Origin of the sequence: Mesorhizobium sp. M1273, assembly GCF_040318195.1 — a bacterium.
Taxonomy (GTDB): domain Bacteria; phylum Pseudomonadota; class Alphaproteobacteria; order Rhizobiales; family Rhizobiaceae; genus Mesorhizobium.
This window is the reverse complement of the sequence record NZ_JAMYLV010000032.1, coordinates 34,590-51,687: the sequence shown is the minus strand read 5'-3', so window position 1 is coordinate 51,687 and position 17,098 is coordinate 34,590. Positions and strand designations below refer to the sequence as shown.

At 62.9% G+C, this 17,098-nt stretch carries 18 protein-coding genes; 7 read left to right on the top strand and 11 right to left on the bottom strand.

Annotation, left to right across the window (positions count from 1 at the left end):
• Nucleotides 1–218 precede the first annotated feature (218 nt).
• The 4 genes from ugpB (at nucleotide 219) to ugpC (ending at nucleotide 4,427) form a co-directional block, all read left to right on the top strand.
• On the top strand, nucleotides 219–1,529 hold the full coding sequence (ugpB, locus tag NKH30_RS25980; RefSeq protein ID WP_352471403.1) for a sn-glycerol-3-phosphate ABC transporter substrate-binding protein UgpB: 1,311 nt from the start codon (nucleotides 219–221) through the stop codon (nucleotides 1,527–1,529).
• Between the two features lie 81 nt (nucleotides 1,530–1,610).
• Nucleotides 1,611–2,495 (top strand): sn-glycerol-3-phosphate ABC transporter permease UgpA, encoded by an 885-nt coding sequence (gene ugpA / locus NKH30_RS25975; RefSeq protein WP_352997485.1) that lies wholly within the window; start codon nucleotides 1,611–1,613, stop codon nucleotides 2,493–2,495.
• A gap of 8 nt (nucleotides 2,496–2,503) precedes the next feature.
• Nucleotides 2,504–3,352, top strand: a complete 849-nt coding sequence (gene ugpE, locus NKH30_RS25970; RefSeq protein WP_352570555.1) for a sn-glycerol-3-phosphate ABC transporter permease UgpE — start codon at nucleotides 2,504–2,506, stop codon at nucleotides 3,350–3,352.
• Between the two features lie 7 nt (nucleotides 3,353–3,359).
• On the top strand, nucleotides 3,360–4,427 hold the full coding sequence (ugpC, locus tag NKH30_RS25965) for a sn-glycerol-3-phosphate ABC transporter ATP-binding protein UgpC (RefSeq protein ID WP_352489430.1): 1,068 nt from the start codon (nucleotides 3,360–3,362) through the stop codon (nucleotides 4,425–4,427).
• A gap of 22 nt (nucleotides 4,428–4,449) precedes the next feature.
• Here the strand turns inward: ugpC and NKH30_RS25960 are convergent, their stop codons facing one another.
• The 3 genes from NKH30_RS25960 to NKH30_RS25950 all read right to left on the bottom strand — a co-directional run bounded on the left by NKH30_RS25960 (nucleotide 4,450) and on the right by NKH30_RS25950 (nucleotide 8,289).
• Entirely contained in the window at nucleotides 4,450–5,532 is a 1,083-nt protein-coding gene (locus tag NKH30_RS25960; RefSeq protein ID WP_352615997.1) for an ABC transporter ATP-binding protein, read from the bottom strand.
• Complete coding sequence (locus NKH30_RS25955; RefSeq protein WP_352768060.1) at nucleotides 5,529–7,112, bottom strand: ABC transporter permease; 1,584 nt, start codon at nucleotides 7,110–7,112, stop codon at nucleotides 5,529–5,531. The genes NKH30_RS25960 and NKH30_RS25955 overlap by 4 nt, the downstream gene beginning before the upstream one ends.
• A gap of 169 nt (nucleotides 7,113–7,281) precedes the next feature.
• Entirely contained in the window at nucleotides 7,282–8,289 is a 1,008-nt protein-coding gene (locus NKH30_RS25950; protein WP_352768057.1) for an iron ABC transporter substrate-binding protein, read from the bottom strand.
• A gap of 202 nt (nucleotides 8,290–8,491) precedes the next feature.
• On the opposite strand from NKH30_RS25950, the gene NKH30_RS25945 reads away from it, so the two are divergent.
• A complete protein-coding gene (locus NKH30_RS25945) occupies nucleotides 8,492–9,034 on the top strand; it encodes a sigma-70 family RNA polymerase sigma factor (protein ID WP_352997482.1) in 543 nt (180 codons plus the stop codon).
• 7 nt (nucleotides 9,035–9,041) lie between these two features.
• Nucleotides 9,042–9,680 carry an NrsF family protein gene (locus NKH30_RS25940; RefSeq protein ID WP_352471395.1) on the top strand — a complete coding sequence of 213 codons (639 nt, stop codon included), beginning with the start codon at nucleotides 9,042–9,044 and terminating at the stop codon, nucleotides 9,678–9,680.
• A gap of 8 nt (nucleotides 9,681–9,688) precedes the next feature.
• Here the strand turns inward: NKH30_RS25940 and NKH30_RS25935 are convergent, their stop codons facing one another.
• The 7 genes from NKH30_RS25935 to NKH30_RS25905 form a co-directional block, all read right to left on the bottom strand.
• Nucleotides 9,689–10,567: a 3-hydroxybutyryl-CoA dehydrogenase gene (locus tag NKH30_RS25935; protein WP_023677945.1), complete on the bottom strand. Its 879-nt coding sequence runs from the start codon at nucleotides 10,565–10,567 to the stop codon at nucleotides 9,689–9,691.
• 114 nt (nucleotides 10,568–10,681) lie between these two features.
• Nucleotides 10,682–11,611 carry an electron transfer flavoprotein subunit alpha/FixB family protein gene (locus tag NKH30_RS25930; RefSeq protein WP_023677946.1) on the bottom strand — a complete coding sequence of 310 codons (930 nt, stop codon included), beginning with the start codon at nucleotides 11,609–11,611 and terminating at the stop codon, nucleotides 10,682–10,684.
• Nucleotides 11,612–11,767: 156 nt separating this feature from the next.
• A complete protein-coding gene (locus NKH30_RS25925) occupies nucleotides 11,768–12,517 on the bottom strand; it encodes an electron transfer flavoprotein subunit beta/FixA family protein (RefSeq protein WP_352615988.1) in 750 nt (249 codons plus the stop codon).
• Between the two features lie 208 nt (nucleotides 12,518–12,725).
• The gene (locus tag NKH30_RS25920) at nucleotides 12,726–13,529 is read right to left on the bottom strand and encodes a rhomboid family intramembrane serine protease (protein ID WP_352540182.1); all 804 of its coding nucleotides are present in this window, start codon (nucleotides 13,527–13,529) and stop codon (nucleotides 12,726–12,728) included.
• 25 nt (nucleotides 13,530–13,554) lie between these two features.
• Complete coding sequence (locus NKH30_RS25915) at nucleotides 13,555–14,136, bottom strand: cob(I)yrinic acid a,c-diamide adenosyltransferase (protein ID WP_352621660.1); 582 nt, start codon at nucleotides 14,134–14,136, stop codon at nucleotides 13,555–13,557.
• A gap of 25 nt (nucleotides 14,137–14,161) precedes the next feature.
• Entirely contained in the window at nucleotides 14,162–14,353 is a 192-nt protein-coding gene (locus NKH30_RS25910) for a twin transmembrane helix small protein (protein ID WP_023677950.1), read from the bottom strand.
• Nucleotides 14,354–14,376: 23 nt separating this feature from the next.
• Entirely contained in the window at nucleotides 14,377–15,243 is an 867-nt protein-coding gene (locus tag NKH30_RS25905; RefSeq protein WP_352768051.1) for an SDR family oxidoreductase, read from the bottom strand.
• A gap of 57 nt (nucleotides 15,244–15,300) precedes the next feature.
• Between NKH30_RS25905 and NKH30_RS25900 the strand changes: the two genes are divergently transcribed.
• Nucleotides 15,301–16,155 carry a YihY/virulence factor BrkB family protein gene (locus NKH30_RS25900; protein WP_292656768.1) on the top strand — a complete coding sequence of 285 codons (855 nt, stop codon included), beginning with the start codon at nucleotides 15,301–15,303 and terminating at the stop codon, nucleotides 16,153–16,155.
• Here NKH30_RS25900 and NKH30_RS25895 read toward each other — a convergent pair.
• A complete protein-coding gene (locus NKH30_RS25895) occupies nucleotides 16,122–17,012 on the bottom strand; it encodes a DMT family transporter (RefSeq protein WP_352471389.1) in 891 nt (296 codons plus the stop codon). The two genes, NKH30_RS25900 and NKH30_RS25895, sit on opposite strands and share 34 nt — an antisense overlap.
• Nucleotides 17,013–17,098 lie beyond the last annotated feature (86 nt).

Here is a 17,098-nt window from a genome sequence, read left to right as displayed (position 1 = left end):
CCCGCGGGCCATGAGGCGGGTCTTTTCGGGGGAAAACCGATGCCGCGCCGAAAAGGCGGTGATGTCGTTTCTGACGCCGCGCTTTCGGTAGCGAGTGCACTTTAGGAAGAAATGGTGTTCATTGATCCGCAACAAAACCGTTGTCCCATTGTCATCAGCGCCACATATTGGCTTTGCGGAGGTGCCCCCTTTCGCCAATGACAAACGGGAGATGAAACATGAAGTTCTTCGGCTTTGCGGCCGGTATCGCCGCCACCGTGACCCTGCTTTCCACCACCTCCGCCTTCGCCGTCACGCAGATCAGCTGGTGGCACGCCATGACCGGCGCCAACGCCGAGGTCGTCGCCAAGATCTCCAAGGATTTCAACGCCAGCCAGAGCGACTATGAGCTCGTTCCGGTGTTCAAGGGCACCTATCCGGAGACGCTGAATGCCGGCATCGCTGCCTTTCGTGCCGGGCAAGCGCCAGATATCCTCCAGGTGTTCGACGTCGGCACCGGCGTGATGATGGCGGCCGAGGGTGCGATAAAGCCGGTGGCCGATGTGATGACCGGCGCCGGGATGACTTTCGACAAGAGCCAGTATCTGCCCGGCATCGTCGGCTATTATTCGAAGCCGGACGGCACCATGCTATCGTTCCCCTACAACTCTTCCTCGCCGATCCTCTATTACAACAAGGACATCTTCCAGAAGGCAGGCCTCGACGTGAACAATCCGCCCAAGACGTGGAACGAGGTGTGGGAAGCTGCCAAGAAGATCAAGACGAGCGGCGCCGCCCCTTGCGGCTATACCTCGACCTGGCTGACCTGGATCCACCTGGAGAATTTCGCGGCGTGGAATGACGTGCCTTGGGCCACCCAGCAGAATGGCCTGGCCGGCGGTGATGTCGAACTCAAGATCAATGCGCCGATTTTCGTCAACCACTTCCAGGCGCTCGCTGACCTGGCCAAGGACGGCACATTCAAATATGGCGGGCGCACCTCCGAAGCCAAGCAGATATTCCTCGCCGGCGAATGCGGCATCTTCACCGAATCGTCGGGCGGCCTCGGCGATATCGTCAAGTCCGGCATGAACTATGGCATCGGCCAGCTTCCTTACGACAGTGACGCCAAGGGTGCCCCGCAGAACACGACGCCGGGCGGTGCCAGCCTGTGGGTGTTCGGCAACAAGTCGGACGAGGAATACAAGGGCGTCGCGGCCTTCTTTGCCTATCTGTCCAAGACCGATGTGCAGGAATATCTGCACCAGAAGTCGGGATATTTGCCAGTGACGCTTGCGGCATACGAGGCGACTAAGAAATCAGGCTTCTATGACAAGAACCCCGGCCGCGAGACACCCATCCTGCAGATGATCGGCAAGTCGCCGACCGACAATTCGAAGGGCGTGCGCCTGCCGAATCTGCCGCAGGTGCGTGATATCCAGAACGAGGAGCTGGAGAAGATGCTGGCCGGCCAGCAAACCGCCCAGCAGGCACTCGACAATGCGGTTGCGCGCGGCAACGCGGCGATCAAGGAAGCGCTGGAGAACTGACGGGATTATCTCAGTTAGTCGGTTGGAATATCGCCCACGCGAGCTCGCGCGGGCGATACCTGGATAGCGAGGGAAATCAGCCTGTCTCCACGCGTCGTCTTTCCCAACAAGATCCTGCCCTACCTGCTGGTGGCGCCACAACTCGCCATCACCCTGGTTTTCTTCTACTGGCCGGCCGGTCAGGCGCTGTACCAGTCGATGCTCAGGCAAGACCCGTTCGGGCTGAAGAGCAGGTTCGTCTGGTTTGCCAATTTCCGGAAGGTGCTGGCCGATCCGGCCTACCTCAACTCGATCAAGGTCACAGTAGTGTTCTCTCTTGCGACCGCGATCGTTGCCATGGTTGTGGCCCTGCTGCTCGCGGTCATGGCCGAGAAGGCCGTGCGCGGCAAAGGCCTTTACCGCACACTGTTGATATGGCCTTACGCCGTGGCGCCGGCGATTGCCGGCATGCTTTGGCTTTTCCTGTTCAATCCCTCGATCGGCTCGTTGGCCTATTTGCTGAGAAGCCTCGGCGTCGTATGGGACCCGCTGCTCAACGGCACCCACGCCATGATCCTGCTGGTGTCGGCTGCTGCCTGGAAGCAGATCAGCTACAACTTCCTGTTCTTCGTCGCCGGCCTGCAGGCGGTGCCGAAAACGCTGATCGAAGCGGCGGCCATGGACGGCGCCGGCGAAACCAAGCGCTTCTGGACCATCGTCTTCCCGCTGCTTGCGCCGACAACCTTTTTCCTGCTGGTCGTCAACACCGTCTATGCCCTGTTCGACACGTTCGGCATCGTTCATGCCGTCACCGGCGGCGGGCCGGGCAAGACGACAGAGACGCTGGTCTACAAGGTCTACAATGACGGCTTCGTCAATCTGATCCTGGGCGACTCGGCGGCGCAGTCGGTCATCCTGATGGCCATCGTCATCGCGCTCACAGCAATCCAGTTCCGCTATGTGGAACGCAAAGTCCACGACGGCTGAGGGCAGCGATGATCGGCCAGTCCCCGCTCCGCACCTTCATCGCCCATGCCGTGCTCATCCTCGGCATATTGATCGTGGCTTTTCCGATCTACTACACCTTCGTTGCCTCGACGCACACGCTGCAAACGATCCTCAGGCCGCCCCTGCCGCTCTTGCCCGGCGGCCAGCTATGGAACAATTACAGCGAGGCGCTGTTCGGCGGCATCGGTCGTATCGGCGGGGTCAGCGTCGGCAGGCTGCTCCTCAACACCACGATCATGGCGCTCGGCGTTGCGGTGGGAAAGATCTTCATCTCGATCCTGTCGGCCTACGCGATCGTGTTCTTTCGCTTTCCGTTGCGCATGACCTTCTTCTGGCTGATCTTCATCACCTTGATGCTTCCAGTCGAGGTGCGCATCCTGCCGACCTACAAGGTGATGGTCGATCTCGGCATGATCGACACCTATGCCGGCCTGATCGTCCCGCTGATCGCCTCGGCCACCGCAACGCTGCTGTTTCGCCAGTTCTTCATGACCATACCGGGCGAATTGGTCGAGGCGGCGCGTGTCGACGGTGCCGGGCCATGGCGCTTCTTTTTCGATATTCTGGTGCCGCTGTCGCGGACAAACATCGCCGCGCTGTTCGTGATCCTCTTCATTTATGGCTGGACGCAGTATCTTTGGCCGCTGCTCGTCACCAACAGCAACGACATGAACACCATCGTCATCGCGCTGAGAAAGATGGTTTCCTTCGCCGATGCCGACACCCAATGGCACCTCGTGATGGTCACGGCAATGCTGGCCATCGTGCCGCCGATCCTGGTGGTCGTGCTGATGCAACGCTGGTTCGTGCGCGGTCTGGTCGAATCCGAAAAGTGAGAAGCCGATGGCGACCGTGGATCTGAAGGATGTCAGGAAAATCTATCCCAGCGGCGTTGAGGCCGTGAAGGGCGTTTCCATCGCCATTCCCGACAAGGAGCTTTGCGTGCTGGTCGGCCCGTCCGGCTGCGGCAAGTCTACGCTGCTGAGGATGATCGCCGGACTGGAGACGATTTCTGCCGGTACAGTCGCCATCGACGGCAAGGTGGTCAACGCCATTGGCCCGACCGAGCGCGACATCGCCATGGTGTTCCAGAACTACGCGCTCTACCCACATATGAAGGTCTATGACAACATGGCCTATGGCCTGCGCAACCGCGGCACGCCGAATGACGAGATCGACAGCAGGGTACGCTCGACTGCCAAGGTGCTGGAGCTTTCGGCGCTGCTCGACCGGCGCCCGCGCGAGCTTTCCGGCGGTCAGCGCCAGCGCGTCGCCATGGGTCGCGCCATCGTGCGCAACCCGAAGGTCTTCCTGTTCGACGAACCGCTGTCCAACCTCGATGCGAAATTGCGCGGGCAGATGCGCATCGAGATCAAGAATCTGCAGCGCTCGCTTGGCGTCACCTCGGTTTATGTCACGCACGACCAGCTTGAGGCGATGACGCTGGCCGACATCCTCGTCGTCATGAACGCCGGCCTGGTCGAGCAGACCGGCGCGCCGCTTGATGTGTACGAGAAACCGGCCTCGACCTTCGTCGCTTCGTTCATAGGCGCACCGCCGATGAATCTGCTGGCGCTCACAGAGGCCTCCCCAAGCTCGGTATTGGCGGACGGTACTGTGATTGGCTTGGCGCCTCGACAGGGCAAGGCAGTGACGCTAGGCTTTCGTCCGGAGGACGCCGACATCACCTTCGCGGCAGAGGCGCCGGCCGGCGCGCTCGCGCTGCCGGCAACAGTGGAAGCGGTCGAACCGGTCGGTGCCGAAAGCTTTCTCCATTGCGTGGCAGCCGGCAGCCGCATCGTCGTGCGCGTCTCAGGCCGCGCCAGCGCCAAGCCAGGCGACCAATTGCGCGTCGTGGCCAGGTCCGAAAAGCTGCATTGGTTCGATCAGGCGGGCAAACGGGTCGATTGAAGTCGGCCTTGCGCAAAACCGTTCAGGCAAACACATGCGCCTTGCCCGACACGGTCAGCCGGACGATCTCGCCGATCGCCGGCGCGTCCATGCCCGGCTTGCGCAGGATCAACGGCGTATTGCCGATAGCGGCGGCGTCGGGCGGATCGGGGCTGTTCAACAGACGCACCGCGATGGTGCACATCGAGCCGGCGAACTCCGATTCTGTCACCTCGCCGAACAGCATGTCCGGCGTGCCGGACATGCCTTCACGCGATGTGCGTTTCAGCAACACCTGCTCCGGCCGCAGCATGATGCGGGCGACGTCGCGCCGCTCCGAGCTGTCGACAGCGATGCGGCCGAGCGGCGAGATGGCGAAGCCATCGGCGATCCTTGCCGGCAGGACGATGGCGTCGCCAAGGAACTCGGCGACCATCCTGTCCTTCGGCTTGAAATAGAGCTCGCGCGGCGTGCCGACCTGCGAGAATTTGCCGTCGCGCATCACCGCGACCTGGCTGGCGAATGACAGCGCCTCGGCCTGGTCGTGGGTGACCAGGATGGTGGTGATGCCGGCGGTTTCAAGGAGCTCGGCCACGGCCTTGCGCATCGAGGCGCGCAGGCCCGTGTCGAGCGCCGAGAACGGCTCGTCGAGCAGCATCAGCCGCGGCTTCATGGCCATGGCGCGGGCGAGCGCGACGCGCTGCTGCTGGCCACCGGAGAGTTCGTGCGGACGGCGTTTCAGGATTCCTTTGTCCAGCCCGACGACATAGGCGAGCTCGGCGATGCGCTCGCTGCGCTTTTCCTCGTGACGGCCCATGCCGAAGCCGATATTGGCGGCGATGCTCAGATGCGGGAATAGAGCGCCGTCCTGCGCCACCAGCCCGATGCCGCGGCGATGCGCCGGCACGGCCGTGTCGCCATCGGCCAGCACCTCGTCATCAAGCACGATACGGCCCTGGTCCGGCGCCTCGAAGCCGGCGATCAGCCGCAGCAAGGTGGTCTTGCCGCAACCGGACGGCCCGACGATTGCCGTACGGCTGCCGCTGGCCACGCTGAGGTCGACGCCGGCAAGTGCTGCGACGGGCCCGTAGTGCTTGTGGATGCCGCTCAGCTCGAGAAAGCTCATCGCCCGGCCATCCGCTTCGACTGGACGTAGAGCAACCAGGTCAAAGGCAGCGACATCGCCACCATGATCAGGGCGTAAGGCGCCGCCGACGCATAGTCGATCTCGCCGCTATAGGACCAGAACGCCATGGCCAGCGTGCGGGTGCCGTTGGGCGCCAGCATCTGGGTTGCGGTCAATTCGTTCATGATACCCAGAGCGACCAACGCCATGCCGGCTGCGGCGCCGGGCGCCGACAGGCGGATGGTCGTCGACCACAGCGCCTTGAGCGGCGACCGGCCGAGGCTGGAGGCGGCGCGTTCGAGCTCGACCGGCGCCTGTGCGATCGACGCCCTGAGGCTAATCAGGGCGCGCGGCAGGAACATCAGCGCATAGGCGACCAGGATGGTGAACAGGGTCTGGTAGAGCGGCATGGCGATACGCACGGCGATGGTGACCAGCGCCAGGGCGATGACAACGCCGGGCAACGCGCCGACGATATAGTTGCAGCCCTCCAGGACGCGTTGCAGCCGCCCCGGCGCGCGGATCGAAATCCACGCCATCGGCATTGCCGCGACGGTGGCGAGCAGCGCGCCGGCAATTGCCAGGAACAGCGTTTGGCCAAGCGCCAGGCCGATCTCGTCGAGCCGCCAGACATCGGCGCCGCCGGCCATGAGCCAGCGGCCGATAGTGGCGAACGGCACGCCGAGCGCCAGCAGCGTGGTAATGGCAGGCAGCAGCAGGCAAGGAATGGTGGCGCGCCCAAGGCTCGTGCGCTGCTGCTGGCGCGCAGCACCCGAACCGACGCGGGCATAGCGCTCCTCGCCGCGCACCAGCACCTCCAGCCCGAGCAGCACAAGGCAGCAGGTCACCAGCACGCCGGCCAGCATGTTGGCGGCGGGACCGTTGAAGGTCGACTGGAACTGGTCGACGATCGCGGTGGTGAAGGTGTCGAAGCGGATGAAGACATAGAGCCCGTATTCGGCCAGGAGATGCAGGCCGACCAGCAGGGAGCCGCCGCAAATAGCGAGCCGGAGCTGCGGCAGCACGACACGCCTGAACACACGCCACGGGCCGAGACCAAGGGCTGCCGCTGCATCCTCGAGAGCGGGATCGAGCCGGCGCAATGCCGCCGCCACCGGCAGATAAAGGAAGGGGAAATAGGCGATGACCGACACAAGCACGCCGGCCCACAGGCCGTGCAGTCTGGGCACCATGGTGACCCAGGCGTAACTGTGGACGAAGGCCGGAATGGCGAGCGGCGCCACCGACAGCCAGGCCCATAGGCGGGCACCCGGCAGATCGCTGCGCTCGGTCAGCCAGGCCAGCGTGACCGACAGCACGATCGAGATCGGCACCGCCAGCACCACCAGCAGGCTGGTGTTGACCAGAAGCTCGCCGACGCGCGGCCTGAACACCAGCGCCGCCACCGTTTCCCAGCCGGTCTGCACCGCCACCCAGACGATGAAGGCAAGCGGCAGCAGCGCGAAAAGCGAGACAAAGACGGCAGCCAACGCAATCCATGAGACCGACCAACGACGTGCCCGCACGGCCGTGGCGTCGGCCGGCAAGCCTGGGCGTGCGAGATCGATCGCGGATTGCATCAGATCAGACGTTGCGCCAGCTCCGCCCGGAGGCGGAAACGATCGGCGGCGGATAATCTCGCGGGTAGCTTGTGGTCATAGGCAAATGCCATCTTGAAAACAGAGCGCTCCTGTGGAAAGCGAATTCCCACAGGAGCGCAGTCGGTTGCCCTTTTAGGACGAACGCCGGCTAAAGCAAGCCGGCCGCCGTCATCAGGTCGGTCACCTTTTTCGAGTTCAGCGTCGTCGGGTCGACTTTCGGCGCCTGCAGATCGGCCAGCGGCACCAGCTTCGGATTGGACTCGGCGCCCTTGCCGACTGCGTATTCGAACGAATCGCCTGTTTTCAGCACGTCCTGGCCGCCATTGCCGGTGACCCATTTCAGGAAAGCCTGCGCTTCCTTCGGGTGCTTGCTCGAGGCCAGCACGCCGCCGCCGGAAATCGAGACGAAAGCACCGGGATCCTGATGCTTGAAATAGTGCAACTCGACGTTCTTGCTGTTCTCGCCGGTCTTGGCCTGATCGCCGTAGTAGTAATAGTGATAGATCACGCCGCCTTCGACCTCGCCGGCATTGACCGCCTTCATCACCGTGCTGTTGCCCTTATAGGCGGTAAAATTCTCCTTCATCGTCTTCAGCCATTCGGCCGTCGCCGCCTCACCCTTGAGCTGCAGAAGCGCGCTGACGATCGCCTGGAAATCGGCGCCGGAGGGCGAAGCGGCCCAGCGGCCCTTCCAGCTCGGATCGGCGAGATCGAGCAGCGATTTGGGCAGCTGGTCGGCGCTCAGCTTGGTCTTGTTGTAGGCAAAGACGGTGCTGCGCGCGGCAACGCCGACCCATTTGCCGCTCGCCGGCTGGTACTCCTGCGGAACCTGGGCCAGCGTCTCGGTGTCGACCGGTGCGAACAGGCCGGCCGCCTCGACCAATGCCATGGCCGGCGAATTCTCCGTCAGGAATACATCGGCGGGCGAAGCGGTGCCTTCGGCAACAATCTGGTTGGAAAAATCGCTGTCGCCGCCATTGCGGACGGTAACCTTGATGCCGGTTTCCTTGGTGAATCCCTCCGCCCAAGCCTTGGTCAGGTTTTCGTGCTGGGCGTTGTAGACGACGATGCCCTCGTCCTCTGCCATTGCCGGGCCGGCGATCAGGCTGATTGCAAGTGCTGTCGCACCGGCAAGGGCGGAAAGAGCATATTTCATGGCGTCGTCCTCGATTTCGATTGGCTTTGGCTTGGCACGCTGCACCTATCAATACATGACTAGCGCAGTCAACATTGCTGGCCCACTCAATCGCTCAAAAGGAGCAAACTTTCGTGATGCTCAGCTAATTTGCCTTGGACATTATTTCGCCGGCCACGTAACAAATCAGCGCCGAGACGCGAATATCGGGGAGTGAACTCTTGTGAGCGGCAAGGACGAAGCCGAGCTTTCACGGCTGCTGCGGGCCGCGATCGCCGGAGACGAAAGAGCCTATGCCGACTTTCTGCACCGGATCGCCGCGCTCGTTCGTGGCTTTGCCCGGCGCAAGATCGTGCAGGGCGGGGTGGATCCCGAGGATGTAGTGCAGGAAACCTTGCTGGCCATTCATGTGAAACGACACACCTGGCGCCATGATGCGCCGGTGCTGCCTTGGGTTTATGCAATAGCCCGCTTCAAGCTGATCGATGCGTTCCGGCGGCGCAGTCGGCGGATCGAGATCGAGATCGACGAAATCGCCGAGACCTTTGCCGAGCCGGAATCGGAGACGGTGAGCGAGCGCGACGTCAACCGGGCGCTCGACAGCCTGTCGCCGGCACAGCGTTCCGTCGTCTCGGCCGTATCGGTCGAAGGCCGGTCAATCGGTGAGACCGCGGCCAAATTCGGCATCAGCGAGACGGCTGTGCGGGTGTCACTGCACCGCGGGCTTGCCGCCATTGCCAAACGGTTCAGGGCGGGGCGGGAATAAGAATAACATGAGGACCGAAGATTTCATCAGGGCGCTTGACGCCGATGCCCGCAGCAAGGCGCTGCCGCTAGGCACCGCCTGGTGGCTTGCCGCCGGCGTGGCCATCGTGATCGCGGCCGCGGTTTTCTGGCTGACGATCGGCCCGCGCCCCGACATTGCGATCGCCATGCACACGATGCGGTTCCTGTCCAAATTCGTCTTCACGATTGCTCTTGCCGTCAGCGCCTTTGTCCTGGTGCGTGGGCTGTCGACGCCCGGTGCATCGACCGGCCGGGCGGTGAGCTGGATGATCGCCGCGCCGCTGCTGGTGATTGTGGCTGTGATTTTCGAACTCTTCGCCGTGCCTGCGTCCGACTGGGGCACGCGCCTGGTCGGCACGAACATGGTCATCTGCCTGACCTTCATTCCGTTGATCGGGATCGGCCCGCTTGCCGTCTTTCTCGCGGTGCTGCGCCATGGCGCGCCGACAAGGCCGGTGCTTGCCGGTGCGGCCGCGGGCCTGCTTGCCGGCGGGCTGGCGGCGACCTTCTATGCGGCGCATTGCTTCGACGATTCGCCGCTTTTCGTCGGCACCTGGTATACGATCGCGGTCGCCATCCTTGCCGTGCTCGGGGCGCTCGGCGGACGACTTTTTGTGCGCTGGTAGCGAGGTGATCAGCGTGTCGGAACGGGATGCTCGCCGCGATAGTCGTAGAAGCCGCGCCCGGTCTTGCGGCCGAGCCAGCCGGCCTCGACATATTTGACCAGCAGCGGGCAGGGGCGGTATTTCGAATCCGACAGCCCGTCATGCAGCACCTGCATGATCGACAGGCAGGTATCGAGCCCGATGAAGTCGGCAAGCTGCAGCGGCCCCATCGGATGGTTGGCGCCGAGCTTCATGGCGGTATCGATGGCGTCGACCGAGCCGACACCTTCATAGAGCGTGTAGATCGCCTCGTTGATCATCGGCAGCAGGATGCGGTTGACGATGAAGGCCGGGAAATCCTCCGAGACGGTGATCGTCTTGTCGAGCTGCTTCACATAGGTTTTTGCCGCCTCGAAGGTCTGGTCCTCGGTGGCGATGCCGCGCACCAGTTCGACCAGTTTCATCACCGGAACCGGATTCATGAAATGTATGCCGATGAAGCGTTCCGGCCGGTCGGTCTGCGAAGCCAGCCGTGTGATCGAGATCGATGACGTGTTCGTCGCCAGGATGGCCTCGGGGTTGAGCTGCGGGCAGAGCTGGGCATAGATCTTGCGCTTGACCGTCTCGTCCTCGGTCGCTGCTTCGATCACCAGATCGGCGCCCGCAAGGTCGGCCATGGCCGGTGCCGCGGAAATGCGCGCCATCGCCTCATTGCGCAGCTTTTCCTCGAGTTTGCCGGAGCCGACCTGACGGGCCATGTTGCCGCTGATCGTAGCGATGCCCTTTTCGATGCGGTCGGGCGAAATATCGTAAACCAGCACCTTATAGCCCGCCAGCGCCGACACATGGGCGATGCCGCCACCCATCTGGCCCGCGCCGATGATGCCGATCGTTTCGATCTTGCTCATTACCCGATCCCGTCGAGGCCTTTGCGGCCCGTTTTTTGTGCAGTGCAAACTAAAAGGGCGGGGCGACTTCGTCTACCCCACCCCTCAGAATTTAATACGCTTTGGCAGAAGGCGTCAAAGCGCCTTTTGCAGTTCCGGCAGAATGACGAAGAGATCGCCGACGAGACCGTAGTCGGCGACCTGGAAGATCGGCGCTTCCTCGTCCTTGTTGATGGCAACGATCACCTTCGAATCCTTCATGCCGGCAAGGTGCTGGATGGCACCGGAGATGCCGACGGCAATATAAAGGTCGGGCGCTACCACCTTGCCGGTCTGGCCGACCTGCCAGTCGTTCGGCGCATAGCCGGCATCGACGGCGGCGCGAGATGCGCCAACCGCCGCACCGAGCTTGTCGGCGACCGGCAGGATGACCTCCTGGAACTTCTCGGAGGAGCCCAGCGCACGGCCGCCCGAGATGATGATCTTGGCCGAGGTCAGCTCTGGACGGTCGGTCTCGGAGAGCTTGTTCTCGACAAAGCTCGACAGGCCGGGATTGGCCGCCGCCTGGACCGTCTCGACCGGCGCGGAACCGCCCTCGGGCGCTGCCTGGAAGGAAGCGGTACGCACCGTGATGACCTTCTTGGCGTCACTGGACTGCACCGTCTGGATGGCGTTGCCGGCATAGATCGGCCGCTTGAAGGTGTCGGGCGACACGACTTCGATGATTTCAGATATCTGGGCGACATCGAGCAGCGCCGCCACGCGGGGCGCGACGTTCTTGCCCGACGAGGTCGCCGGCGCGATGATCGTCTCGTATGGCTCAGCAAGCGAAACGACGAGTGCCGCCAGCGGTTCGGCGAGACGCTCGGTCAGTTCGTCGGCGTCGGCGAGCAGCACCTTGGTGACGCCCTTGAGCTTGGCGGCGGCGTCCGCTGCCGGCTTGGCACCTTTGCCGGCAACCAGCACATGCACGTCCGAACCGATCTGCAGCGCCGCCGAAAGCGCCTTGGCGGTCTGGTCGGAAAGCGCAGCGTTGTCGTGTTCGGCAATCAGAAGAATAGCCATGATGTTTTCCTGACTTTCGTCTTCGAGGCTCCTGAAATCCGGTCAGGCCGAGTCGAAAACGGTTGGTTTCGAGAACCGGAGCGGAGCGTACTTCAGTACGTGAGCACCGGAAGCGGAGAAACCGGCCGTTTGCAGGCCGGGCCTCATCGGATTTCCTTAGAGCACGCCGGCTTCGTTCTTCAGCTTGTCTACCAGTTCGGCGACGCTCTTGACCTTGACGCCCGCCTTGCGGCCGCCCGGCTCCTCGGTCTTGAGCACTTTAAGCCGCGGCTTGACGTCGGCGCCGTAATCGGCAGGGCTCTTCTCGTCGAGCGGCTTCTTCTTGGCCTTCATGATGTTGGGCAGAGACGCGTAGCGTGGCTGGTTCAGCCGCAAATCGGCCGTGACGATCGCCGGCATCTTCAGTTCCAGCGTCTGCAGGCCGCCATCGACCTCGCGCGTCACCGTGGCCTTGTCACCGTCGAGCACGATCTTGGAGGCGAAGGTGCCCTGCGCCCAGCCGAGAAGTGCGGCCAGCATCTGGCCGGTCTGGTTGGAATCGTCGTCGATCGCCTGCTTGCCGAGAATGACAAGGCCGGGCTGTTCTGCCTCGACGACGCCCTTCAGCACCTTGGCGACGCCCAGCGGCTCAGTCTGCTCGTCGGTCTTGACCAGGATGGCGCGGTCGGCGCCCATGGCGAGCGCCGTGCGCAAGGTCTCCTGTGCCTGCTGCGGCCCGATCGACACGACGATGATCTCTTCGGCCTTGCCAGCTTCCTTCAGCCGGATCGCCTCTTCGACCGCGATCTCGTCGAACGGGTTCATCGCCATCTTGACGTTGGCGAGTTCCACCGCCGAACCGTCCGCCTTCACCCGGACCTTGACGTTCGCATCCACAACCCGCTTCACGGGCACAAGGATCTTCATTTGCCTGTCACCTCTTTCACGATAGTCTCTTCACGCTCGTCGGGCGCGCTATAGCAGCGTGCACCTCTTCATAGTTGTCGAAAGCCGACATTCCGGACGGAATTCTGGTCTTCGCCACGCCAGTAGGGTGGCGCTTCCGTAGTTGCGGCGACCCCGCGCGTCAATATCCGGGGCGCACTCGGATCCTCTGCGAAGCACTCAAATCGGTTCAGTCCGGACCGGAAACGCTTCCCCGGCCCCAGCGCGGCGCCGGCTGCGCAGGTTGTGGGTCGCTTGGCGCCGGCTCCCCGGCTACGGGCGCCGGACCGGCGACCACGGCTGGCTCCTCGTCTGCGCCGGCGAGTAGCGGTACGCCGCGGCTGCGCAAGACAAGCACCAGCACGGCTCCAGCGATGATGCCGCCGATATGGCAGGCCCAGGAAACCTGATCCTCGCCCCCCTGGGAGAACATGAAGATCTGGAACAGGATCCACAGGATCAGCGGGATGAACGCCGGGATGCGCAACGGGATGCGCGCGAAGACCAGCACCCATACCTTCACCCGCGGATATAGGATCAGATAGGCGGCGACCACACCGGCGATGGCGCCCGACGCGCCAATCAGCGGCACCCGCGAATCCCAGGCAACCAGACCCTGGAGGAAAGCGCCGGCGATGGCGCAAAGCAGGTAGAAGACGAGGTAGCGGACATGGCCAAGTGCATCCTCGACATTGTCGCCGAACACCCACAGGAACAGCATGTTGCCGCCGAGGTGGAAGATATCCGCGTGCAGGAAGGAATAGGTCAGATAGCTCAGGCTCTCCGGAATGACGACAAATTGCGGAGCGAGCTCGACGCTGTCATGCACAACCGACGGGATGAAACCGAGGCCCATCACCGCGGCGTTGGCGAAATCCTCGCCGCCCAATGTGGTGACAAAGTAGATCAGCACGTTGAGCGCGATCAGGCTGATCGTCACATATTGCAGCTTGATGTGCCGCAGCCGGTTGGTGTCATAAAGCGGGATAAACATCAGGCCTCTCCCGGTTCCGGCAGATTCAGCGGTTCTTGCCGGGAACCCATAGCACGTCGGCATTTCCGTTGTCATTGACCGCGCGTGCGGCGACGAACAGAAAGTCCGAGACACGGTTGATGTATCTTATCGCCTCGCGGTTGACGTGCTCGTCTGGATCTTGCGACAGCGCAACCATGACGCGCTCGGCGCGGCGGGCCACCGTGCGGGCGAGGTGAAGGGCAGCCGCTGCCGGCGTACCGCCGTTGAGCACGAAGGATTTGAGCGGCTCAAGGTCCTTGTTGAGGAGATCGATATCCTGTTCGATGCGGTCGGTCTGCGAGGCGATGATGCGCAACGGCTCGTAGTCGAGCGGCTTGCCATTATCGGGGACTGCCAGATCGGCGCCGAGGTCGAAAAGGTCGTTCTGGATGCGGCCGAGCATCGCATCGATCGCCGGATTTACTGCCGCGGTATGAATGCGGGCCATGCCGATGCAGGCATTGGCCTCGTCGACCGTGCCGTAGGCGTCGATGCGAAGGTCGGATTTCAGCCGCCGCTCGCCGGAGCCGAGACCGGTGGTGCCATCGTCGCCAGTGCGGGTGTAGATCTTGTTGAGTTTGACCACGGGGTACCTCCCGGCTGGTGCTGCGTCACTTACGGGTGAAATACACCGCCAGCATGATCAGCACCAAGGCCACGAACTGCAAGAGCACGCGCGTCTGCATCAGCTTGTTGGAGGTCATGCTGGAGCCGCCGCGCATCATGTTGATGAGGCCGCGGATCAGCACGATCACCACTGCGACCATGACAAGAACGGCGAGGATGTTGAAGACGGTTGCCATGGTGTGTTCCAGTTGAATTGCGTTCAGGCGCGTTTGGCGAGCAGACAGTAGAGTGCAGAAGCCGGCAGGATGCGTTTAAGGATCACACCGATCCTGGCCGGCACTGTTACCACATAATGCGGGCGCGGGCGCCGCGACAGAAGCGCATGGCGCAAGGCGGCATAAACCACCTCCGCCCCGGGCTTCAGCCGCGATGTGCTGCCGCCGGCCCGCAGCCGTTTGAGTTGCGCCGCATAGGCAAGGCGATGAACGGAATTCTCGTGATCGATATTTGCCAGGAACCACGCAAGGCTGTTGCTGGCGATCTTCGATTTCACCGGCCCCGGCTCGATCAGCGAAACATGGATGCCGCTACCCCGGAGTTCTTGATAGAGGGACAGCATCAGCCCTTCGATAGCGTGCTTCGATGCCGAGTAGGCGCCGCGAAAAGGCACCGGCGCGAGGCCGAGGATCGATGAGCAATGAACGAGACGACCATGGCCCTGACGGCGCATCACCGGTACGACGCGGCGAGTGAGATCATGCCAGCCAAAGACATTGGCTTCGAACTGCTGCCGTAAAGCCTCGACCGGCAGGTCCTCGACGGCGCCGGGTTGTCCGTAGGCGCCATTGTTGAAGAGCGCACCGAGCCGGCCGCCGGTCCGTTCCAGCACCGACGCCACCAGCGCCTCGATCGATCCGGGCTCGGTGTAGTCCAGATAAAAGGCCTCGATGCCGTCGGCCTCGAGCGCGGCGATATCTTCGGGCTTTCGGGCCGTTGCGAACACCCGCCAGCCTTCCCTCTTAAGAGCATGGGCGCAATAGGCGCCTATGCCGGAAGAGGCACCTGTGACAATGATGGTGCGCAACTCTTCTCCGGGAGGAATGGTGGTTTGACCTAGGGTTGTCATTTACCGCAAACCCTTCCCATATTCGCGGCGTCGGGACAATCGAAGGGAACGCGGTTCTTGTTGCGGAAGATCGTAGCCCTCAAACGCGTCCTCTACGACGCGCTCGGCCATTTCAACACCGACGACGGCTGGGCAATGGCCAGCCATCTGGCGATCACCGCGCTGATGGCGCTTTTTCCTTTCCTGATCTTCGCTACGACGCTGGCGAGTTTTTTCGGCGCGCAGGCTTTCGCCGACACCGCCGTGCACCTTGTGTTCGACACATGGCCCGAGCAGATCGCCAAACCGATCGCGCGCGAGGTGCTCAACGTGCTTACCGTCCGGCGCAGTGACCTGTTGACCTACGGTATCGTGCTTGCCGGATATTTCGCCTCGAACGGCATCGAGGCGCTGCGCACCTCGCTCAACCGGGCCTATCGTGTCTCGGAAACGCGCGGCATCATCTACCGGCGGGTGCAGAGCATCATCTTCGTGCTGATCGCGACGGCCGGGTTTTTGGCCATCAGCGTGCTGTTGGTCTTCGCGCCGTTGCTGGCACGGCTGGCCGAGTCGCATTTCGAATGGATAAAGCCCTACATGGGCACGATCACGCTGTGGCGTTACGTCATCGCCTCGGTCGTCATCATCGGCGGCCTGTTCGCCGTGCATTTCTGGTTGCCGGCCGGCAAGCGCCGCTTCGTTTCGATCGTGCCTGGCATCATCTTCACGCTGGTCGGCTGGCTCATCGGGTCGACCATCTTCGCCGCCTATCTCGATCATTTCTCGTCCTATGTGACGACCTATGCCGGCCTCGCCTCGATCATGATCGCCGTCGTCTTCCTCTACATCGTATCAGCGATCTTCATCCTCGGTGGCGAGCTCAACGCCGCGATCAGCCGCTATTTAGAGGCGCGTGCCCGCGTCGGCGGCTGAGCCGTCGCCAGCCCGACGCCGAGCGTCGCGATCGCCATGCCGGCGATCTGGAGCGGGCTCAAGTGCTCACCGAACAATGCCCAGGCGATGACCGCGGTGACGGCCGGCACGAGGTAAAACAGCGAGGCGACCTTCGACATTTCGCCGTCGCGGATCATCACCATCAACAGGAAGATGGCGCCGATCGACAGCACCAGCACGAGCCAGGCCATGGCGAAGATCAGTTCGCCATTGACGATGACCGTTCGCGTCTCGAAGGCTAGCGAGGCCAAGGCCATTACAGATGCGCCGCCGACATATTGCCAGAACGTGGCAGCCACCAGATCGCCGCCGGAAGCAAAGCGCTTCTGCCAGATCGTGCCGGCGCTCATGCCGAGCACCGAGACAAGTGAGGCGCCCAGTGTTTCGGCCGTCACCCCGCCGCCGAGCGCGCCGAGCTTCGGCCAGAGCACGATCACCACACCGATCAGCCCGAGGCCGAGACCGGCCCAGTGGCGCGGCAGGATGGCCTCGCCGAGAAGCCTGCCGGCGAGCACTGCCGTGATCAGCGGCTGCAGGCCGACGATCAGGGCTGAAAGCCCAGCGGGCATGCCCCGGTGGATGGCCCAGAACACGCCGCCGAGATAGACGCCATGCATCAGGATGCCGGCGCCGGTCGCGTGCAGCGCCTCGTCGCGGGTGGCGCGGCTCGAACCAAGTGCGGCCATCAAAGCGACAAGCAGGATTGCGGCCAGGACAAAGCGCGCGGCCAGGAAAGTAAAGGGCTCCGCCCACGGCATGGCATAGCGCGCGCCGATGAAGCCGGTCGCCCACAGGACGACGAAAGAGGCGGGGATGAACCGCTTGAGGCTGTGCATTTTTCCGGAGGCCACGCGTCGGTGAGGACTGATTGTCGCGCTTGCTCTAATGCCGTTCCGAGCGGAAGGCAAAACCAAACCGTTGA

Excerpts from the sequence above, each read along its gene's own strand:
- ugpB (WP_352471403.1), top strand. The coding sequence starts at position 219 with ATGAAGTTCTTCGGCTTTGCGGCCGGTATCGCCGCCACCGTGACCCTG.
- ugpE (WP_352570555.1), top strand. The coding sequence starts at position 2,504 with ATGATCGGCCAGTCCCCGCTCCGCACCTTCATCGCCCATGCCGTGCTC.
- ugpC (WP_352489430.1), top strand. The coding sequence starts at position 3,360 with ATGGCGACCGTGGATCTGAAGGATGTCAGGAAAATCTATCCCAGCGGC.
- NKH30_RS25960 (WP_352615997.1), bottom strand. The coding sequence starts at position 5,532 with ATGAGCTTTCTCGAGCTGAGCGGCATCCACAAGCACTACGGGCCCGTC.
- NKH30_RS25955 (WP_352768060.1), bottom strand. The coding sequence starts at position 7,112 with ATGCAATCCGCGATCGATCTCGCACGCCCAGGCTTGCCGGCCGACGCC.
- NKH30_RS25950 (WP_352768057.1), bottom strand. The coding sequence starts at position 8,289 with ATGAAATATGCTCTTTCCGCCCTTGCCGGTGCGACAGCACTTGCAATC.
- NKH30_RS25940 (WP_352471395.1), top strand. The coding sequence starts at position 9,042 with ATGAGGACCGAAGATTTCATCAGGGCGCTTGACGCCGATGCCCGCAGC.
- NKH30_RS25935 (WP_023677945.1), bottom strand. The coding sequence starts at position 10,567 with ATGAGCAAGATCGAAACGATCGGCATCATCGGCGCGGGCCAGATGGGT.
- NKH30_RS25930 (WP_023677946.1), bottom strand. The coding sequence starts at position 11,611 with ATGGCTATTCTTCTGATTGCCGAACACGACAACGCTGCGCTTTCCGAC.
- NKH30_RS25925 (WP_352615988.1), bottom strand. The coding sequence starts at position 12,517 with ATGAAGATCCTTGTGCCCGTGAAGCGGGTTGTGGATGCGAACGTCAAG.
- NKH30_RS25920 (WP_352540182.1), bottom strand. The coding sequence starts at position 13,529 with ATGTTTATCCCGCTTTATGACACCAACCGGCTGCGGCACATCAAGCTG.
- NKH30_RS25910 (WP_023677950.1), bottom strand. The coding sequence starts at position 14,353 with ATGGCAACCGTCTTCAACATCCTCGCCGTTCTTGTCATGGTCGCAGTG.
- NKH30_RS25905 (WP_352768051.1), bottom strand. The coding sequence starts at position 15,243 with ATGACAACCCTAGGTCAAACCACCATTCCTCCCGGAGAAGAGTTGCGC.
- NKH30_RS25895 (WP_352471389.1), bottom strand. The coding sequence starts at position 17,012 with ATGCACAGCCTCAAGCGGTTCATCCCCGCCTCTTTCGTCGTCCTGTGG.